This window comes from Ruegeria sp. AU67, from assembly GCF_900312795.1.
Lineage (GTDB): Bacteria > Pseudomonadota > Alphaproteobacteria > Rhodobacterales > Rhodobacteraceae > Ruegeria > Ruegeria atlantica.
Genome location: NZ_OMPH01000020.1, coordinates 258,628 through 277,944 on the forward strand (window position 1 = coordinate 258,628; position 19,317 = coordinate 277,944).

Consider the following 19,317-nt stretch of genomic DNA (forward strand, 5'->3'; position numbering starts at 1 on the left):
GTCACACTCCGCAGGTTGCCTCGACGATTGGGTCACTGGCAGTGACGTCGATCCAGTCGGCGTTCACCAGCCGCCCGTCATCCGCGAATTCTGCCCCATCCGCAAGATTGGCGCGGCTGAACTCTTTGCAGTTGACCACGACCGGCAGTTTTGAGACCGGGGCCCAGCGACCAAAGAAATACAGTTCCACCAACCGTTGTTCGGGAACCTGTTCATTTGTGCGAACGGAACCGGCATCAATGGCGGCAAAGCGGTCTACGAAGGGCACAGCATAGGTCCAGGGGCGATAGAAGGCGCGGCTTTCAACCTCTTGAATGACGGTCATACCTTCGGGAAGGGTATCGCGTGTGCGGTCGTACCAGGAATATTCACTGGTAATCGTCATGCCGATCATGCCGAGACCTGCGGCAACGGGCGTCATCCAGCGGGGCAGGCGGCCACCCGTCACTTTGTTCAGAACCATTACGATGCCCGCGAAAGCAAAGCCTGCAAATATTGTGCCGATCAGTTCCAGAAACATGTGACTCTCCGTATGTCTGGCGTAGTCGCCAATAGTTATTGCCGCTTTAGCCCAGCATTCCCTTGCCGTGACCTAATGCCGATTGCATGGTTTTTACCACAACGAACGCATCCCGAAGATGACTTCGCTCAAAATCCGACAGGTCCGAGGGCGGCAGGAAATTGTCCGGCTTTTGATCACCCTTCACAAGCCTGACCTGATGCTCAAGGCGGGTTTCTGCGATCAGATCATACGCATCCAGCAAATCCCGCGCGCCCGAGGGGCTGAGGATGCCGCCAGATGCGGCTGCTTTCAGACGCGCCCGAGTATTGGCTTCGGTCAATTGACCTTGAAGGCTGTAGATTCGCGCAAGATCGACGACGGGGACCACGCCATTGTGTTTGAGATCCAGCGTATTGCGATGTTCACCAGACCGGATGGTCGCAAACCCGCGCAACAGACCCAACGGAGGCGTATGTTTTAGCGAATTTGAGATCATGTGCGCCACAAAGATCGAGTTTGCGTTGGCCGCTGCCAAAGTCTTGGCTTGCAAATCATCAAACAGGTGAAAGGCCCCTCCGATAGGGCGGAGGTCGAACATGACTGAGGCCAGCATCTGCGCCTCGGGGTTCGGTTTGGCGATCCATCCGTTGAAGTAGTCGCGCCAGACGCGCACCGGCTGACACCAGCGTGGATTGGTCGCCATCATGTCGCCCGGGCAATAGAAATAACCGCAGGTGTCCAGGCCATCCGAGACGGATTTGGCAAGCTCGGCGAAGTACTTCATATCGGCATCGGTCACGCTGTCGTCCAGCATCAGACAGTTGTCCTGATCGGATACTCCGGTTTGTTCTTGCCGCCCTTGCGACCCACAGGCCAACCACAGATAGGGAACGGGTGCTGGGCCCAGCTTGTCCTCGGCCAAGGCCAACAACCGGCGGGTTGCCGTGTCTGCAATATCCGTTATCAGCCGCGTCACGATCTCGTGCCGGTTTCCGGCAGCCACCAGTTGCATCAGAAGCTGCGGGATTTCAGCCGTTACCACCGCCATTTGATTCGCCGAGTCCGCTTGAGCGATCCGGCGGACAAGCTCTGCCGAATTCACCGCCTGATAATGGGTTAGGTCCGTTTGCGTTACGATACCGACCAAACGTCCACCTTCGCTGATCGGGATATGACCGATCCCGCGTTCCATCATCACGTGCAGAACGTCCGATCCAATGTCAGATGGCGACAGAGTGATTGGGTTCGCCGTCATGATCGCTGACACCGGTGTGTCTGCAGGCATGCCATTGGCTACGTATTTGCCCGAGATATCGCGCAAGGTGGCGATACCCAGCAGGCTATCCGTTTCGGTGACGCACAAGGAGGAAATGTGCTTGTCACGCATGATCCGGGCGGCTTCCTGAACCGATGTGTCCGGTGGGCAGGTTGCAGGGTTATGCGCCATAAGAACGTCAATCGCGCTGGTGGCCAGGCTTTGCGGGCCGGGCCGGTTCGAACGGGTCCGGTTGAAGAATTTCGAAACGACGTCATGCCCATCGATCAACTCGCGCACCATATCTGGCGGCAGGACCAGCAAAACGGATGGCGTATGCGCGCGCGCCTTGGTCGCGGCTTTCCCGTCTTTCAGTAGCCCACGCTCACCAAACGAATTGTGCAGACCAAGATGAGATACCACGGCGTCATTCTCATCGGTGATTTCAACGTGCCCTTCATAGATCACGAAAACACCGGGCAGGGTGTGCCCAAGTTCGTACACGGGAAAGTCTTCCTCGACCTCCCAAACCTCGATCTGATTGGCGATCTGATCCAGTGTTTCTGCGGGCAAGGCATCATAGGGGTGGACGGATTTCAGGAACCGGGTGATTTCGTCATGAGACAGGGGCATCGTACAGTCCTGTGATTCCGGTTTTGAAAAATCCCGCCCGGTGGAGTGCCGGGCGGGAACAGTCGGTCGAAAGACGCGGCACATGGAAGTTAACCATATGCCGCATCATGCTCACTTGTTCTGAGCCGCGCCAGCGCCACGGGGAATGCGGACGCTTTCGACCAATTCAACGATCTCCGGCGGAGTCTCTTTGGTCATTCCGGCGACGACGTAAGCGACGCCGAAGTTGATCATTGCACCGATGGCGCCGAACGAGGTCGACTTGATCGGACCCAGAAGCGGATCAGCATCAGTGAACGAGTTGGTGCCCGGAATGAACAGCCAGCCCTTGTGCAGGAAGATGTAGACCAGAGTTACGGTCAGACCAGCCAGCATACCTGCGACAGCACCGGTGTTGTTGATACGGGTCGAGAAGATCCCCATCATCAGCGCCGGGAAGATCGAGGCAGCCGCCAGACCAAACGCTAGGGCCACGGTTTGCGCCGCAAAGCCCGGTGGGTTCAGACCCAAATAGGTTGCAACGACGATGGCCACAGCCATTGCGATACGAGCGGCCAGCAGTTCTCCTTTTTCAGAGATTTGCGGGTTGATCGCACCTTTGACAAGGTCGTGGGATACCGCCGACGAGATCGCCAGCAACAGACCCGCAGCGGTCGACAGAGCAGCCGCAAGACCACCGGCAGCGACCAGACCGATCACCCAACCCGGCAGGTTGGCAATCTCGGGGTTGGCCAGAACCAGGATGTCGCGGTTGAACTTGGTCAGCTCGTTTCCAACCCAGCCTTTTTCTTCCGCAAGTGCCTGCATGTCGGCGTTCTTGTCGTTGTAGTACTGGATTTTGCCGTCGCCGTTCTTGTCTTCCCAGTCCAGCAGACCGGTTTTCTGCCACGTCTGCATCCAGTCATAGCGCGGATCATTGTCGATATCTTCGACCGAAACAGCGCCACCTTCGATGCCACCGTTGGGCCACATCATGTCGGTGATGTTCAGACGCGCCATTGCGCCAACCGCTGGGGCGGTGAGGTACAGCAGGGCGATGAAGACCAGCGTCCAGCCAGCGGACCAGCGGGCGTCAGACACTTTCGGCACGGTGAAGAAGCGCATGATCACGTGGGGCAGACCGGCGGTGCCGATCATCAGCGACAGCGTGAACAGAACCATGTTCAGCGTGTTCGAGTGATGAGCTGTGTATTCGTTAAAGCCCAGCTCGGTCACGATCGCGTCAAGCTTGGTCAGCAGAGGCTCACCGCTTGCGGTGTCGCTGAACAGACCCAGCGCCGGAACCGGCGTACCGGTCAGCTGCAGCGAGATGAAGATCGCCGGGATTGTGTAGGCAGTGATCAGTACGCAGTACTGAGCGACCTGAGTGTAGGTCACGCCTTTCATCCCACCGAACACCGCGTAAGCAAACACGACACAGGCGCCGATCAGTAGACCGGAGGTGTTCGATACTTCGAGGAAGCGGCCAAAGGCCACGCCCACACCGGTCATCTGACCAATAACATAAGTCACCGAAGCAACGATCAGACAGATCACGGCAACGATACGTGCGGTCTGGCTGTAGAAACGGTCGCCGATAAACTCCGACACGGTGTATTTGCCAAACTTACGCAGATAGGGTGCAAGTAGCAGTGCCAGCAGCACGTAACCACCGGTCCAACCCATCAGGAAGGTCGAATTGTCATAGCCGGTGAAGGCGATCAGGCCCGCCATCGAGATGAACGAGGCTGCAGACATCCAGTCTGCCGCTGTCGCCATACCGTTGGTGACCGGGTGAATGCCGCGACCGGCGGCGTAGAATTCCGATGTGGAACCCGCGCGGGCCCAAATCGCAATGCCGATGTACAGCGCAAAACTCGCGCCGACAAAGAGCAGGTTAATGGTAAACTGGTCCATTCCGCTTACTCCTCATCCACGCCGTATTCGGCGTCCAGCTTGTTCATGCGCCAGGCGTAGTTGAAGATCAGCACCAAAAAGACCAGGATCGATCCCTGCTGAGCGAACCAAAAGCCCAGATCGGTGCCGCCAACGGCGATGCCAGACAGCAGCGGACGCAGCAGAATGCCGAATCCAAAAGACACCAGCGCCCAGATCACGAGGCTGATGTAGATGAGACGCAGGTTCGCCTGCCAATAGCCCTTGTCGGCCTCGGCAGTCTGCGCGGAGTTTGTTGATTGATCCGCCATTGCGGGTTCCTCCTTCGCTTCTTCCATAGGCGGCCCGTTGTCCTAAACCTCCAATGCGCGGGGCCGCTTTTCGATATGCCGAATGCCTGGGTGGCATCGGGCAAGACTCCTCCGGTCCGCCAAGGCGGGTCCCTTGAAGTTTTCCTTTAGGAATTGGGCCCTTGTTCAGGGCGGGCCGTCTTCCCTTAGTTCATCGCATCGCTGACGATCCTTTCCAGATTGCCTGCGATGTCGTCGATATTGCCCATGGCGTTCAGACCTTCCAGAACACCGTGGTCTTGGTAATAGGTAATCAGCGGCGCGGTTTGCGCATGATAGGCCGCCAGACGTGAAGCGACGGTTTCGGCATTATCATCAGCGCGGCGCTTGAATTCCGTGCTGGCGCATTTGTCGCATTTGCCTTTAACGGCAGGGATCTTGAACGTGTCATGGAACCCTTCGCCACATCCGGCACAGGTGTATCGGCCTGAGATACGGATCACCATTTCGCCATCTTCGACTTCAAGGCTGATGGCGGCGTTGATCTTCTGCCCGGTTTCCGACAGCAAACCGTCCAGCGCCTCGGCCTGAACCGTGGTGCGTGGAAAGCCGTCCAGAATGACCCCCTTGGCGCAATCCGGTTCAGCTAGGCGATCACGAAGGATGGCAATGACGATGTCGTCGCTGACCAGATCACCAGCTTCCATCACCGCCTTTGCGGCTTTGCCAGCATCGGTTTCCGCTGCGACAGCGGCGCGCAGCAGGTCGCCGGTGCTGAGTTGAACCAACCCGAACTTATCCTCGAGCATACGGGCCTGTGTTCCCTTCCCGGCACCCGGAGGGCCGAGAAGGATCAGAACAGCGGGTGTGGTGATCGTGGCAGCGTCCATCACATCCTCACTTGTTCGCACGGTTTTCGATCAGGTCTTCGACCACCGACGGATCAGCCAATGTCGAAGTGTCGCCCAATGCGCCAAAGTCGTTCTCGGCGATCTTGCGCAGGATACGGCGCATGATTTTGCCCGAGCGGGTCTTGGGCAGGCCGGGCGCCCACTGGATTACGTCAGGTGATGCAATCGGGCCGATCTCGGTCCGGACCCATGTGCGCAGCTCTTTCAGTAAATCATCCGACGGCTCACGGTCATTCATCAGAGTGACATAGCAGTAGATGCCTTGCCCTTTGATCTCATGGGGATATCCGACCACGGCGGCCTCGGCCACGGCGGCATGCGCTACAAGCGCGCTTTCAACTTCGGCGGTCCCCATACGGTGGCCCGAGACGTTGATCACATCGTCAACGCGACCGGTGATCCAGTAATCACCATCCTCGTCACGACGGCAGCCGTCACCGGTGAAGTAGTAACCTTTGTAGTCCGAGAAATAGGTCTTCTCGAACCGTTCATGATCACCCCAGACGGTGCGCATTTGGCCGGGCCAGCTGTCCTTGATACACAGAACACCTTCGACGCCGTTGCCGTTGATCTCGATGCCTGATTGCGGGTCCAGAACCACGGGCTGAATGCCAAAGAAAGGCTTCATCGCGGCACCAGGCTTCATCGCGTGTGCACCGGGCAGGGGTGTCATCAGGTGACCGCCGGTCTCGGTCTGCCACCACGTGTCAACGATGGGGCAATTTCCTTTACCGACGACCTCATTGTACCAGTTCCAGGCTTCAGGGTTGATCGGTTCGCCCACGGTGCCCAGTAGTTTGAGGTCGCTCAGATCATGCTTCTCGACCCACTCGTTGCCTTGTCCCATCAACGCGCGGATTGCGGTTGGTGCGGTGTAGAACTGGTTCACCTTGTGCTTGGCGCACACCTCCCAGAAACGGCCTGCGTCGGGGTAGGTTGGAACGCCTTCGAACATCAGTGTAGTTGCGCCGTTGGCCAGCGGGCCGTAGACGATATAGCTGTGGCCTGTGACCCAGCCCACGTCAGCAGTGCACCAATACACATCGCCCTCGTGGTAATCGAAGGTGATCTCATGGGTCAGCGATGCGAAAACCAGATAGCCGCCAGTGGTATGTACCACACCCTTGGGTTGTCCGGTCGAGCCGGAGGTGTAGAGGATGAACAGCGGGTCTTCGGCGCTCATCTCAGCAGGGGCGCAGTAGTCATCGGCCTCAAGCGCCATTTCATTGTAATCATAGTCGCGGCCGTCGATCCATGTGGTCTGACCACCGGTGCGCTTGACCACCAGGCATTTCACTGTGTCTTTGCAATGCAGAAGAGCAGCATCCGCATTGGATTTCAGCGCAGTCTTGCGGCCGCCTCGCGGGGCCTCGTCGGCGGTGATGACAACCTTTGCGTCGCAGCCATTGACGCGCGCCGCCAGAGCGTCTGGTGAGAAACCCGCAAAGACGATCGAATGGATCGCGCCAATACGCGCGCAGGCCAGCATGGCATAGGCGGCCTCGGGGATCATCGGCATATAGATCACGACGCGGTCGCCCTTACGCACGCCCAGCGATTCCAGAATGTTTGCCATCCGGCAGGTCCGGCGGTGCAACTCAGCATAGGTGATGTGCTGCGCTTCGTCTTTTGGATCATCCGGTTCCCAGATGATCGCAGTTTGATCGCCGCGGGTCTTCAGATGGCGGTCCAGGCAGTTGGCCGAAACGTTCAGCGTGCCGTCTGCGTACCAGTTGATTCCGACCGAGCCGAAATCATAGTTTACGTCTTTGACCTGTGTGTAGGGCTTGATCCAGTCGATCCGCTTGCCTTGTTCGTCCCAGAACGCGACGGGATCGTTGATCGAAGCCGCATACATCTCAGTGTATTTTTCAGCGTTAACATGCGTGCGGGCCACGGTTTCGGCGGACGGCGGAAAGGTATTGGCTTCTGCCTGGGCAGCGGTTGTCATTCTGAGGCTCCTCCCTCTGGATCATATTGAATCAGACCGATTTTGCCTGCTGAACTGGCGATGTCGATCTGTTTCCTCCTTATGCGCAATAATACGGAGAGCTGAAAACAAGGAAATAAATTACCGATTTCTCACGATTAGTTTGTAAATTTTTTTTTTGACCTAGAGTGATTTTGTAAAGAAAGAGATCATCATCGGGGAAAGTAGCTTTTTTACATTGCCTTGTCTGTAATGAAAATTTCCATGGAAATAAGCTGCCCGGGTACAACTAAATTGCATCTGTGACTCACCTTTCGGTTGTTAGCGCTCAACGGCGCCATTCCCAGTTGGTCAGGAATGTTGACCAGGGGTTGGCACATTCTGATGTTGGCGCTAGCTTTGACGCCAAGCGCCTCGGTAAGGGGTGCAACAAAGGGAGAAATCAGTATGAAAAAGATCTTGAGCGGCTCTGCTGTGGCCGCCTTGTGTGTTGCGTTCGTGTCCGAGGCAGCCGCAACTGAATGGAATGCTTCGGTCTGGGGCAAACGTCGTGCGTTCACCGAGCATGTTGAGAAACTGTCTGAGTTGGTCAGCGAAAAGACAAACGGCGATTTCACCATCAATGTCAGCTATGGTGGCCTGTCCAAGCCGCGCGAAAATCTGGATGGAATCGAAATTGGTGCGTTTGAGATGGCGCAGTTCTGTGCCGGGTATCATCGCGACAAAAACCGCGCGATCACCGTTCTGGAACTGCCGTTCCTGGGCGTGAACAACCTGGATGAGGAAGTTGCCGTCAGCCATGCGGTTTACGATCACCCTGCCGTCAAAGATGAGATGGCGCAGTGGAACGCGCGTATCATCATGACATCACCGATGCCGCAGTACAATATTGTCGGAACCGGCGACCCGCGTGACGAACTTGCCGAGTTCGAAGGCATGCGTGTCCGCGCCACAGGTGGTCTGGGCAAGGCATTCGAGGCGGTAGGTGGTGTGCCGACTTCGGTTCCTGCAACCGAGGCCTTTAACGCAATGGAGTCCGGTGTCGTTGACACGGTTGCCTTTGCTCAGCACGCGCACCTGTCTTTTGGCACGATCAACGAAGCGGATTGGTGGACGGCCAACCTGAACCCTGGCACTGTGAATTGCCCGGTTGTGGTCAATATCGATTCCTATGAGGCACTGCCAGCTGAGCATCGCGAGGCACTGGACAGTTCGATCGACGAAGCGATTGATCACTATCTGGCCAATTATGGATCGCTGCTGGATCAGTGGGACAGTGTTTTGGACGAAAAGGGCGTCGCAAAGGTACAGATCGATGATGCGGTAATCGCAGAGTTCCGCACCAAAGCTGCCGATCCCATCCGGGCACAGTGGATTGAGGATATGTCCGCTCAGGGTATTCCTGCACAGGATCTGTATGATCTGGTCCAGTCCACGCTGGAACAACAACGCAGCGGTAACTAAGCACATAATCCGGATGCCCATCGGGGCATCCGGACACCAATAAAAATACAGGGGAACACCGCAATGGCAGGACAGGCCACGGTGCTTGAAGACAACAGCCTCCTGAGTTCTTTGGACCGTAAGTTGTTGAGGTTAGAGCGGTTTCTGGCTCTGATCAGCGGCCTTGCCGTGTTCAGTCTTATGGTTCTGGCGGTGGTCTCGGTCAGCGGACGCAATGCGATTAACGCACCTTTGCCGGGATATGTCGACTGGATCGAACAGGCGATGCCGCTGATTGCTTTTCTGGGCATTTCATATGTTCAGCGCGATGGCGGTCATATACGGATGGACATCGTCATCTCACGCCTGCACGGCCGGGCGCTGTGGCTGTTCGAGCTTATTTCGGTTCTTCTGATCCTGGTTCTGATGCTGGCCTTGGTCTGGGGCAGTTGGTCCCATTTTGACCGCTCGTTCGACTTTGGCGCGCCGATGTGGAGCCGGGACAGTTCAATCGACATCGGTATCCCGCTTTGGCCGGCCAAACTGCTGGCACCTGTGGCGTTCTCGGTGCTTTGCCTACGGCTGTTACTTCAGGTTTGGGGATATGGTCGCGCGCTGATCGTAGGGGCCGAAAGCCCCGTAGCCGTTCCACTGATACAGGATGCGGCTGCTCAGGCCGCTGCCGAAGCCGAACAATTCGAAGGGCAGGACTAGCGCATGGAATCGATTGAGATTGGCCTGTGGGTCACGGGTGGCCTGCTGGTTCTGGTTGTGACCGGAATGCGCGTGGCCTTCGCGGCGGCTCTTGCGGGGCTGGTCGGGTTGGTTTGGATTTTCTGGGCCAAGTTTGGATACGATCCTGATCGCTTCGGCAAAGCACTAACCGTCGCGGTCAAGACGGCGGGGCAGGTGCCCCATTCCAAGGTTGCGGCCCATACACTCAGCCTGATCCCCACCTTTATCTTGATCGGTTATCTGGCCTATTACGCAGGGCTGACTCGCGCGTTGTTCGAGGCCGCTAAACGTTGGGTTGCGTGGGTGCCCGGAGGGCTCGCGGTTTCGACTGTGTTCGCTACAGCCGGGTTCGCGGCCGTTTCTGGCGCGTCGGTGGCGACCTCGGCTGTGTTCGCCCGGATCGCTATCCCCGAGATGCTGAAAGTCGGTTACAACAAGCAATTCGCAGCCGGAGTGGTCGCAGCGGGCGGTACACTTGCATCCCTTATCCCGCCATCCGCGATCCTTGTGATCTATGCGATCATCGTGGAACAGGATGTGGGCAAACTGCTGCTTGCCGGGTTTATCCCCGGTGCATTTTCGGCCGTTGTGTACGGTCTGCTTATCGTCGGCATCGCGGTTGTATTCAAAAACGTTGGTCCACCGGTAACAGGTTTCACCTGGAAGCAGCGTTTTGCGTCGCTGCCGGGCGCGTTTCCGATTGTCGCTGTAATCCTGATCATCATTTGCTTTGTCTATAACCCGTTTGGAGAAAAGGCTTGGGGCACTCCAACCGAAGGCGGAGCAATCGGTGCCTTCATCGTCTTCTGTTTTGCCCTTTTCCACGGGATGCGGTGGCCCGAGCTGAAATCGGCGCTGCTGGAAACCGCCAAACTGACGGCCATGATCTTCACGATCATCTGGGGGGTGCTGATCTACGTACGGTTTCTGGGGTTTGCCGATCTTCCGGGCGCGTTTTCGGACTGGATCACTTCGTTGGAAATGTCGCCGATGCTGATCCTGATCTGTATCCTGCTCGCCTATGCGGTCTTGGGCATGTTCATGGATGCTATCGGGATGCTGTTGCTGACATTACCAGTCGTCTATCCGGCGGTCATGGCCCTGAACGGGGGGGAGACAGTCAGTGCCGCCGAGAGCGCTTTTGGCATGTCAGGTCCGATGTGTGCGATCTGGTTTGGTATTCTGGTGGTGAAAATGGCCGAGTTTTGCCTGATCACGCCCCCTATTGGCCTGAATTGTTTCGTGGTTGCAGGGGTGCGCCCGGATCTGAGCGTTCAGGACGTGTTCAAAGGCGTTACGCCGTTCTTCATCGCCGACGGCGTAACGATCGCGCTGCTCGTGGCGTTTCCCGGTATCGTACTCTACCTGCCGTCATTGGCCGGGTAGAAAAAGCCCCCGGTGGTGAACCGGGGGCCAGTCGACGTGAAGTGCGGGTTCTTCAGCTCGCCCGCATCAGCATTCCATACAGATCCCGCGGATCATCCGGATCTGCCAACATGTCCAAAGGTTCAAAGAAATCAGTGCCTTTAATGGCAGACTGGACGTAGCACAAGGCCGAGAAATCCTCGATCGCGAAGCCAACGCTATCAAAAAGAGTGATCTGTCGGTCGTCGCGCCGGCCCTTGGCCTGACCGGTCATGACCTGCCACAATTCGGTCACTGGGTGATCCTCGGCCAAGGCCTGGATCTCGCCCTCGATGCGTGTTTGTTCGGGGTATTCGACAAAGATCTCAGACCGCAGAAGGATGTCTCGGTGCAACTCGGTCTTGCCGGGACAGTCTCCGCCAATGGCGTTGATATGCACGCCCGGTCCAACCATGTTGTCGGTCAGGATCGTGGCATATTTCTTATCCGCTGTGCAGGTGGTGATGATCTGCGCGCCCTCGATGGCGTCCTCGGGTGTTTTGCAAAGCACGACCGTCAGACCGGAATTCTTGAGGTTTGACGCGCATTTTTCGGTGGCCGCATGATCGGTATCGTAAAGGCGCACAGTGTCGATCCCGCACATGGCCTTGAACGCCAGGCATTGGAACTCGGACTGAGCGCCATTCCCAATCATCGCCATAACACGCGATGACTTGGGTGCCAGATAACTGCCGACAAGGGCCGAGGTTGCCGCCGTGCGGAGGGCGGTTAGCATCGTCATCTCGGTCAAAAGCGTAGGGTAGCCGGTATAGACGTCGGCCAGAAGGCCAAAGGCTGTCACGGTCTGCAGGCCCTCGGACGTGTTCTTGGGGTGTCCGTTGACGTATTTAAACCCGTAGGCCTCACCATCCGAGGTCGGCATCAGTTCGATTACGCCATGGGGAGAATGCGCCGGAATGCGAGGGGTCTTGTCAAAGCTCTCCCATCGTTTGAAGTCGGATTCGATCTGGGCGGCGATCTGGGTGATCATCCGTTCGACACCGATGTGGTGCACCAGCCGCATCATATTGTCGACGGAAACGAAGGGCACAAGCGCCTTGTCAGAAGGTTGGGTCATCAGAAACTCCGGGTCGGGCGGTCGAAGATTCGGCGGCCCAACAGGGACGCGGCCAAATCGACCATCAGTTTTGCGGTTCGTCCACGTTCATCCAGGAACGGGTTCAGTTCCACCAGATCCAGCGAGCAGACTAGGCCGCTTTCGTGCAGCAGTTCCATCGCCAGATGGGCTTCGCGTTCGGTCGCGCCGCCGGGAACAGTGGTGCCAACGGCAGGCGCAATTGAAGGGTCCAGAAAGTCGACGTCCAGCGAGACGTGCAGGATACCGTTTGCTGCGCGTACTCGGTCGAGGAACGCGATCAAAGGTGCCTTGATGCCGTGCTCATCAATGCTGCGCATGTCTGCCAGCATGGCCTGATCCTGTTCCAATCGTGCACGTTCAGCGGGGTCCACGGAACGCAGACCAATCATCCCTACTTGATCCGTTGGAATCGGCGCAGCCAGCGGAGGAAAGGCGTCAAACCCGGGTTGCCCGGTGAAATAGGCAACCGGTGTGCCGTGCAGGTTGCCGCTGCCGGTGCTGTCAGGTGTATGAAAGTCACTATGGGCGTCAAGCCAAAGCACAAATAATGGTCGCCCGATCCCGTCGGCATGTGCTGCCATCCCGGCAACTGTGCCCATGGACAAAGCGTGATCGCCGCCCATAAAAATCGGCAGTCCGTTCGGCGCGGTTTCCTGTGCGGCGCGGCTCAGGGCGCTGGTCCAGCCGATGCACTCGGGCAGCGCCACAAGGTGTGGATGTTCCGGTACATCTGACGGATCGGCGCTGACATTGCCGATATCCGACACTTGGTGCCCGAGGTCAGTCAGAGCTTGTTCCAGACCGGCCACCCGGTAGGCGTCCGGGCCCATGCGGCACCCCTGACGACGCTTACCTGCGTCCATTGGTGCGCCAACCAATATTACATTTTGCGTATCCATATGACTATCTAGACCCTCGTGATGGCTTGCGAAAAGACGGCAAAATGTTCAAAATGGCATTCGGATAAACGAAATGAGAAGCAGTCATGGACGATTTGGATAGCAGGTTGCTCAGCGCCTTGCACCGGGATGCAAGGGCGTCCCTGTCCGAGCTCGCCGAAACGCTGGGTGTGACGCGCACTACGGTTCGCAGCCGCCTGCAGCGCCTCAAACAATCCGGAGAGATTGTTGGGTTTACGGTACTCACCCGTCAGGACGTGGCGCAAAGCCCGGTGCGCGGCTTGATGATGCTGGAAATCGAAGGCCGCGGGACCGAGCGCACGATGGCCCGAATTGCCGCCATGCGCCAGGTGCGTGCCGTTCACTCCACAAACGGCAGCTGGGATCTGATCGCCGAAATCTGGACCGAAACACTGGCCGAGCTGGACGAGGTGCTGTTCCAGATTCGCCGTATGGAGGGGATCACTAAGTCCGAGACCAACCTGCTGCTGTCCACCCGCAAAGGTCGGTTGTGACCCCCGTAGTGCTTTGAGCCTGAACGAAAATGTGCAAAAGTCGGCTTGCGCGTTTCGATCGTGCAGAGTGTGATCGAGCCTGAGAGCAGGGACAAAGCATGGCAACTCATGAAAATGTCGAAGAACTCTGGGCTGTACGCCTGGCCGAACGGGTTTCGGGGTTTCTTGAAAAGCCCCTTGTCCGGATCGCGATACCGATTTTGGTCACGCTTATTGCCCTGACCGTCCTGCACGAGCTGTCTTCGCACGTCAAATGGGCTGATGTAAAAACCGACGTCGCGAATACATCGTGGGAACTGATGTTTTTCGCCCTGTGCTGGACGGCTGTCAGCTTTTTATCTCTCTCACTTTACGATGTGTTTGCCGTGCAAAGTGTGGCAGATGGCGAGGTCCCTTTGCCTGTCGCAGGCATGGCTGGGGCCTGTGGCTACGCCGTGTCCAATTGCCTTGGGTTTTCCTACATCACTGGCACGGCGATCCGGTATCGGATCTATGCGTCTCTGGGTCTTGATCTGGGTCGGGTTGCGGGAGTGATTGCTACATCGTGGATCGCATTTTGGTCAGGTTTCATTCTGCTACTGGGCGGGTTGCTGACCTTTCACCCAGACGGGGTGTCCAAGGTTCTGCCCATAAGTGACACGGTCGAAACCGTGATAGGGCTGTGCCTGCTTGTTGGTTTTGCAGCCTTGTTCATTTGGCTCTCCAAGGGCGGACGCAGGCTGGCCACCGGCGGTTTGGGCTTCAATTTGCCGGGCGGCAAGTTGCCGGGATTGCTGACGCTGGCGGCTGTGGGCGACCTGTTTGGGGCGTCAATGACACTGTACGTGTTGATGCCGGATGACCTGGGGGTCGGGTTTCCGTTCTTCTTCACAATCTACATTGGCGCTATTGCAGTCGGAATCCTCAGCCACGCTCCGGGCGGAATTGGCGCGTTTGAGGCAACTTTAATCGCCGGGCTAGGGGCCTCGGGTCGGTCTGACGTGATCGCGGCCCTGTTGCTTTACCGGTTGGTCTATACCTTCCTGCCGTTCGCCATTGCGACGCTGTCCATCGCGGTGGCTTCAGCCCTGACGCACCGACATCACATCAGCGGAGCCGCCACGTGGGTTTACCGCGTGATCCGTCCGATTGTGCCGATGGTCGCGGCCGGTGTCGCAGCTGTGGCGGGTGTCATTCTGCTGGTGTCCGGGGCGTTGCCTGCAGGCAGCGAGAACCTTAGCGCATTGCGGGACTTTCTGCCTTTGTCCTTCGTTGAAGCTTCGCATCTTGCCGGAAGCGCTGTCGGAGTTCTACTGATCCTTGTTTCACGCGGCCTGTTCCGCAAGCTGTACCGCGCATGGATAGTGGCCATGCTGCTGATGGTTGCCGGGTTCGTCGCATCGCTGACCAAGGGTCTCGATACGCACGAAGCGATCAGCATGTTGGGCACAATCGCCTTGCTGGCTACGTTTCGCGGGGCGTTTTACCGCGTCAGCGGGGCATCGATATTCCGCCTGAACATCCCGTGGCTGGTCAGCGTGGTCGCCTTGCTTTTGGTCGTCTTTTGGGTCGGGCTGTTTTCCTATTCGCATGTCGAATATCAGAACGCTTTGTGGTGGGAGTTCGCGTGGAACGGTGACGCCTCACGCTTTTTGCGATCCAGTCTTGTGGTGGCGGTTATTCTTGGCGTGGTGGCCGTGAATTCTTTGTTCGGGCGCGAGGTTCCGGAACCGGTCCGGACGGAGATCCCCGAGGTTGTTGAGCGCCTGGTCATGGAAAGCGAAGACACCGAGTCGCAGATTTCACTGACCGGCGACAAGCAATTCCTGATTTCACCGGACGATGACGCATTTCTGGCCTATGCCGACACAGGCAATGCACTGATCACCAAGGGGGAGCCGGTTGGGGATGAAACCGCCGGAAAGCAACTGATCTGGCAATTGCGCGAAATGGCGGACCGTGAGGGCAAGTTGTGCGCTTTCTACAGCGTATCAACTAAGTACCTGCCGACGTTTCTGGATCTGGGCCTGTCTATTCTGAAGATCGGAGAGGTCGCGCGCGTGCCGTTGAAAGATTTCTCGCTGGACGGTAAATCTCGCAAGCGGTTCCGTCAGGCCAAGAACCGGGCCGAACGCGAAGGGTATGTATTCGAGATCATACCGAAGGACAAAGTGGGTCCTTTGTTGCCCGAATTGCGCAAGATTTCAGACGATTGGCTGGAGCATAAGGCGGGCGAAGAGAAGGGGTTCGCCTTGGGCGGGTTTGACGATGAATACCTGTCCTATTTCGATTTCGCGGTGCTGAAGAAGGCAGATACGGGAAAGATCGTCGCCTTCGCCAACCTCTTCCAAGGCGGGAACAAGTCCGAATTGTCGTTGGACCTGATGCGGTATGAGCCGGACGGGTCGAACTTTATCATGGATGCCTTGTTTGCCGAGATGATGACCTGGGGGGCAGAGCAGGGGTTCCATTGGTTCTCGCTGGGGGCGGCACCGTTTTCGGGAATCGAGAACCGGCAACTGGCGTCTTTCTGGAACCGCGTCGGAGGGTTCGTATATGAGCACGGCGAGCAGTTCTATCACTTCGAAGGGCTGCGATCCTTCAAGCAGAAGTTCGATCCGGAATGGAGCCCGAATTACCTCGCCAGCCCCGGTGGTCTGGCAGCACCACGTATTCTGTACGAGGTGAACATCCTGATTTCAGGCGGTTTGCGCGGGCTGACGAAGTAACACTCAGTTCAGACTGGCGCGGGTTGGGGTTTTCTCCAGAAGATCGCCCCAATCCGTGCGATATGCCATTTCGGCCAGAACGGTTTCTGGTAGGAATTCCTGGTTCTGCCGGATCTGCCAACCGCCACCCAATCCCTTGTAAACCGCAACCAGATTGCTGGAAACCTGCTGGCGGGCCTGAATCAAATTAGCCTGAGACCGCAGCAGGGCTGTTTGGGTGTTCAGGATACGCGAATAGCTGGCAATTCCGTCCCGGTACTGATCGATGGCGATATCAGCTGCTTTGCGCGACGCCGCGACGCTTTTTTCATAGAAGCCAACTTGCTTGCGAGATTGGGCATAGGCCACCATGGCGCTTTCAACCTCGGAATAGGCGGTCAGGACGGTGTTCTGGTAATTGGCGATCAACGCCTGATAGGCCGCATCCTGCGCGCGGACGTTGTTTTTGATCCGGCCATAGTTCAGCACGTTCCAGACCACGCCAGCATTCGCGAGCCCGGTGTTGCTGCCTGCTGAAAACAAATCCTGCCCGCCCGAGGCCTGCAGACCAATTGCACCCGACAGGATGAATTGCGGATAAAGGTCGGCCAAAGCGATCCCGACCTGCGCCGATTGCGTGGCGGCGGCCAGTTCGGCTGCGCGAACGTCCGGACGGCGACGCAGAAGCTCGGCGGGAACGCCAACGGACACATTTGTACGCGCAGAGGGGATCCGCCCGGAATTGCCTAGTAGGCTGGTCATGCGGGAAGGGGTGGTTCCCAGCAGCACGGCTAAAGCATTCTTGGCCTGTTGAAAATCACTTTCAATCTCTGGGACCAAGGCCTTGGTATTGTTCAGCAGGGCTGTGGATTCCTGCACGTCCAGCTCGGTTGTCACGCCATTGTCAAACCGCAATTGGGTCAGATCTGCGGATTCCTGTTGCAACTGGATGTTGTCGCGCGCCACTGCCAGCGACTCCTGCAAGGCACGAATGTTGACATAAAGCGCTGCGACATCGCCGGTCAGGGTGACAAGTGCGTCATCATAATTGGCCACTTGCAGCGCAAGATTGGATCGCGCGGCCTGAACGCCACGACGTTGCTGGCCCCACACGTCCAGTTCCCATTGGGCATCAAACCCGACTTGCGAGGTTGAAAACTCGGTGTCCAACGGAATGATCCGGCGGATATCGGAAATCGGTCCGAGGTTGTCGCTGACCTGACGGCGTTCGATGGATGCGCCGATGGCCTGTGATTGCGGATACAGCTCGCCAAACGCAATGCCCAACTGCGCGCGTGCCTGCAGAACGCGCGCACCGGCAACCTGCAGATCAAGGTTCTGTGCATAGGCCTCGGCGATCAGTTTATTGAGGGTGGGGTCATTGAAGGTCTGCCACCATTTCACCACCGGAGCGCTGCGCGAGGTCAGACCGCTTTGACCAGTGCTTGGGCTATTGACCTCGATCCATTGCTTCACGACCGGAGAGCTTGGGCGCACGAAATCCGGGCCAACTGGTGCGCAGCCGACCAGCAGCGCGGCGCATAGGGCCGTGCCCATCAGTCGGCGGTATAATCTGGCCCGGGTCATCATATGCGTCCTTAGATATCCAGTGGTCGAATGAAGTTGGCGAAGGAATAGAGACGAATGTTGATCCGCCGCAGGAACTCAAAGCTTTTGCCCTGACCGGTATAAATCGCCACGGCCGCGTGACCACCGGCAGGGAAGGTGTGCCCATCCGGGATATCGACCGAGATTTGCACGGCAATGCGTCCGGGGAGTTTTGGCAGCTCAAACCCGGGCAGGCGGCCAGACGGCAAGTACTGACCTTGTCGGGTTGCCCACCAGATTGCCTCGACCTTGCCGGTCAGGATTTCACCAGGATACAGATCAAGAGCAACTTCAACGGGTTGGCCAACCTCGACAAATTTCAGGTTCTGCTGTCGGTAGGTCGCAAGAATATAAGGGTTATCTTTGGTGACAAAACTGGCAATGGCGCCCAGACGGATATCGCCGACGACCAGACCGGGACGCGCCTGTTGGGACACGATCATGCCGTCTTCGGGGGCGTAGATCGTTGTGTTGTCCAGAAAATACTGGGCCTTGTCTAATTGCGCCTGTGCCTGAAGGATGCCGGTGTTCACGCCGTCAATCTGAGAATCCAGCGCAAGCTGAGCTTTTTCCAGATTTGCCGTGGCCTCTTTGACCTGAGCCTGATCCTCAGTCACCTGTTCGTTCCAGCGATCTAGCTCGTCCTGCCGCGCACCACCTGCGGGTACGAGGTTTTCGTATCGGGCTTGCTGCGTCTGTGCGTAGGCAAGTTGAGCGTTGGCGCGCTCAATGGCTTCCCCTGCGGCAATGACGTCCTGTTCAAGGATCTTGGCGTTCTGCTCGGCCGCGACCAGTTGCGCTGTGGCTTCCTCAACCTCAAGCGCGAACACAGTGTCGTCGAACCGATACAGGGGATCGCCCTTTGTGACTTCGGTATTTGGCTCGACCAGTACCTCAGTCAATATCGTCGGTTCGGTCAGCCGTGGGACGATCTGGATGGTTGAGCGGACCACGTGGCTGTCGATAGAGAACGGCTGAAAGAACCGAAGGGCGACAAGAAAGATCAACAGCAGGTGCGCACCGACCCAGAAGGATACGATGCCCCACATGATGTTGAACTTCAGCCACTGGAACTTGAAGAAGATAAGCCAGACGAAAATGATGTAGAACAGCGTAATGCCGAGGGCGACAAACATATTTTGTAGTTTCCTTTGGCCTTAGCTTTTTTTCGTCTCTTCGGGGTCTAACGGGTCGCGGTATTCTTCCGTCAACTCACCGCCCAAACGCTTGATTTCTTTGCGAACCGCCTCACGCTCATCATCGGGCATACGGCGGATATCGACCACCGTTCCATCGTGGAACGCCCAGATGAAAGCATGAACCCAGGGAACGATGGCGAGAAATCCCATCCACCCCATGATCTTTATCGCCTCGGCATGAGGGTGATTGCGTTTAATTGCGATGCGGCCGGGCAGTCCCATCACGAATAGGAATAGTGCCATGACGGCGGCCAGCAGCAAGATCAACGCAACAAATGTCAGGTAGTCATAGTAGCCAAGCGGCTGCCCAAGTAACCCCATCTTCGTGCCTC

16 protein-coding genes are annotated in these 19,317 nt (G+C 57.3%); 5 read left to right on the forward strand and 11 right to left on the reverse strand.

What is annotated here, in order from left to right; genetic code table 11:
* Position 1: 1 nt before the first annotated feature.
* From DK510_RS10950 to acs, 6 genes are all read right to left on the reverse strand, one after another.
* Positions 2 to 520, reverse strand: a complete 519-nt coding sequence (locus tag DK510_RS10950; protein ID WP_109312124.1) for a hypothetical protein — start codon at positions 518 to 520, stop codon at positions 2 to 4.
* Positions 521 to 566: 46 nt separating this feature from the next.
* Positions 567 to 2,390, reverse strand: a complete 1,824-nt coding sequence (locus DK510_RS10955; protein WP_109312125.1) for a DUF294 nucleotidyltransferase-like domain-containing protein — start codon at positions 2,388 to 2,390, stop codon at positions 567 to 569.
* A 111-nt stretch (positions 2,391 to 2,501) separates the two neighbouring features.
* Positions 2,502 to 4,286 carry a sodium:solute symporter family protein gene (locus DK510_RS10960; protein WP_058273825.1) on the reverse strand — a complete coding sequence of 595 codons (1,785 nt, stop codon included), beginning with the start codon at positions 4,284 to 4,286 and terminating at the stop codon, positions 2,502 to 2,504.
* A 5-nt stretch (positions 4,287 to 4,291) separates the two neighbouring features.
* Complete coding sequence (locus DK510_RS10965) at positions 4,292 to 4,576, reverse strand: DUF4212 domain-containing protein (protein WP_058274238.1); 285 nt, start codon at positions 4,574 to 4,576, stop codon at positions 4,292 to 4,294.
* Between the two features lie 185 nt (positions 4,577 to 4,761).
* Complete coding sequence (locus DK510_RS10970; protein ID WP_109312126.1) at positions 4,762 to 5,445, reverse strand: adenylate kinase; 684 nt, start codon at positions 5,443 to 5,445, stop codon at positions 4,762 to 4,764.
* Between the two features lie 7 nt (positions 5,446 to 5,452).
* On the reverse strand, positions 5,453 to 7,417 hold the full coding sequence (acs, locus tag DK510_RS10975; RefSeq protein ID WP_109312127.1) for an acetate--CoA ligase: 1,965 nt from the start codon (positions 7,415 to 7,417) through the stop codon (positions 5,453 to 5,455).
* A 426-nt stretch (positions 7,418 to 7,843) separates the two neighbouring features.
* Between acs and dctP the strand changes: the two genes are divergently transcribed.
* The 3 genes from dctP to DK510_RS10990 all read left to right on the forward strand — a co-directional run bounded on the left by dctP (position 7,844) and on the right by DK510_RS10990 (position 10,960).
* Positions 7,844 to 8,860, forward strand: coding sequence for a TRAP transporter substrate-binding protein DctP (dctP, locus tag DK510_RS10980; RefSeq protein ID WP_109312128.1), 1,017 nt, complete (start codon positions 7,844 to 7,846; stop codon positions 8,858 to 8,860).
* Between the two features lie 63 nt (positions 8,861 to 8,923).
* Entirely contained in the window at positions 8,924 to 9,553 is a 630-nt protein-coding gene (locus DK510_RS10985) for a TRAP transporter small permease (RefSeq protein WP_058273821.1), read from the forward strand.
* 3 nt (positions 9,554 to 9,556) lie between these two features.
* Complete coding sequence (locus DK510_RS10990; RefSeq protein WP_109312129.1) at positions 9,557 to 10,960, forward strand: TRAP transporter large permease; 1,404 nt, start codon at positions 9,557 to 9,559, stop codon at positions 10,958 to 10,960.
* 52 nt (positions 10,961 to 11,012) lie between these two features.
* Here DK510_RS10990 and DK510_RS10995 read toward each other — a convergent pair whose 3' ends face one another.
* Together DK510_RS10995 and rocF are read right to left on the reverse strand one after the other, a co-directional pair.
* Complete coding sequence (locus DK510_RS10995) at positions 11,013 to 12,056, reverse strand: ornithine cyclodeaminase (protein WP_109312130.1); 1,044 nt, start codon at positions 12,054 to 12,056, stop codon at positions 11,013 to 11,015.
* Positions 12,056 to 12,976, reverse strand: coding sequence for an arginase (rocF, locus tag DK510_RS11000; protein ID WP_109312131.1), 921 nt, complete (start codon positions 12,974 to 12,976; stop codon positions 12,056 to 12,058). The genes DK510_RS10995 and rocF overlap by 1 nt, the downstream gene beginning before the upstream one ends.
* Before the next feature lie 86 nt (positions 12,977 to 13,062).
* On the opposite strand from rocF, the gene DK510_RS11005 reads away from it, so the two are divergent.
* Complete coding sequence (locus tag DK510_RS11005; RefSeq protein WP_058277712.1) at positions 13,063 to 13,491, forward strand: Lrp/AsnC family transcriptional regulator; 429 nt, start codon at positions 13,063 to 13,065, stop codon at positions 13,489 to 13,491.
* Positions 13,492 to 13,589: 98 nt separating this feature from the next.
* Positions 13,590 to 16,199 carry a bifunctional lysylphosphatidylglycerol flippase/synthetase MprF gene (gene mprF, locus DK510_RS11010; RefSeq protein ID WP_109312132.1) on the forward strand — a complete coding sequence of 870 codons (2,610 nt, stop codon included), beginning with the start codon at positions 13,590 to 13,592 and terminating at the stop codon, positions 16,197 to 16,199.
* Between the two features lie 3 nt (positions 16,200 to 16,202).
* Here mprF and DK510_RS11015 read toward each other — a convergent pair whose 3' ends face one another.
* Genes DK510_RS11015 through DK510_RS11025 form a run of 3 tightly spaced genes read right to left on the reverse strand, consistent with a single transcriptional unit; the run spans position 16,203 to position 19,306 of the window.
* On the reverse strand, positions 16,203 to 17,765 hold the full coding sequence (locus DK510_RS11015; RefSeq protein ID WP_109312187.1) for an efflux transporter outer membrane subunit: 1,563 nt from the start codon (positions 17,763 to 17,765) through the stop codon (positions 16,203 to 16,205).
* Between the two features lie 11 nt (positions 17,766 to 17,776).
* Positions 17,777 to 18,922 (reverse strand): HlyD family secretion protein, encoded by a 1,146-nt coding sequence (locus DK510_RS11020; protein ID WP_058273814.1) that lies wholly within the window; start codon positions 18,920 to 18,922, stop codon positions 17,777 to 17,779.
* A 21-nt stretch (positions 18,923 to 18,943) separates the two neighbouring features.
* On the reverse strand, positions 18,944 to 19,306 hold the full coding sequence (locus DK510_RS11025; RefSeq protein ID WP_058273813.1) for a DUF3302 domain-containing protein: 363 nt from the start codon (positions 19,304 to 19,306) through the stop codon (positions 18,944 to 18,946).
* Positions 19,307 to 19,317: the final 11 nt, after the last annotated feature.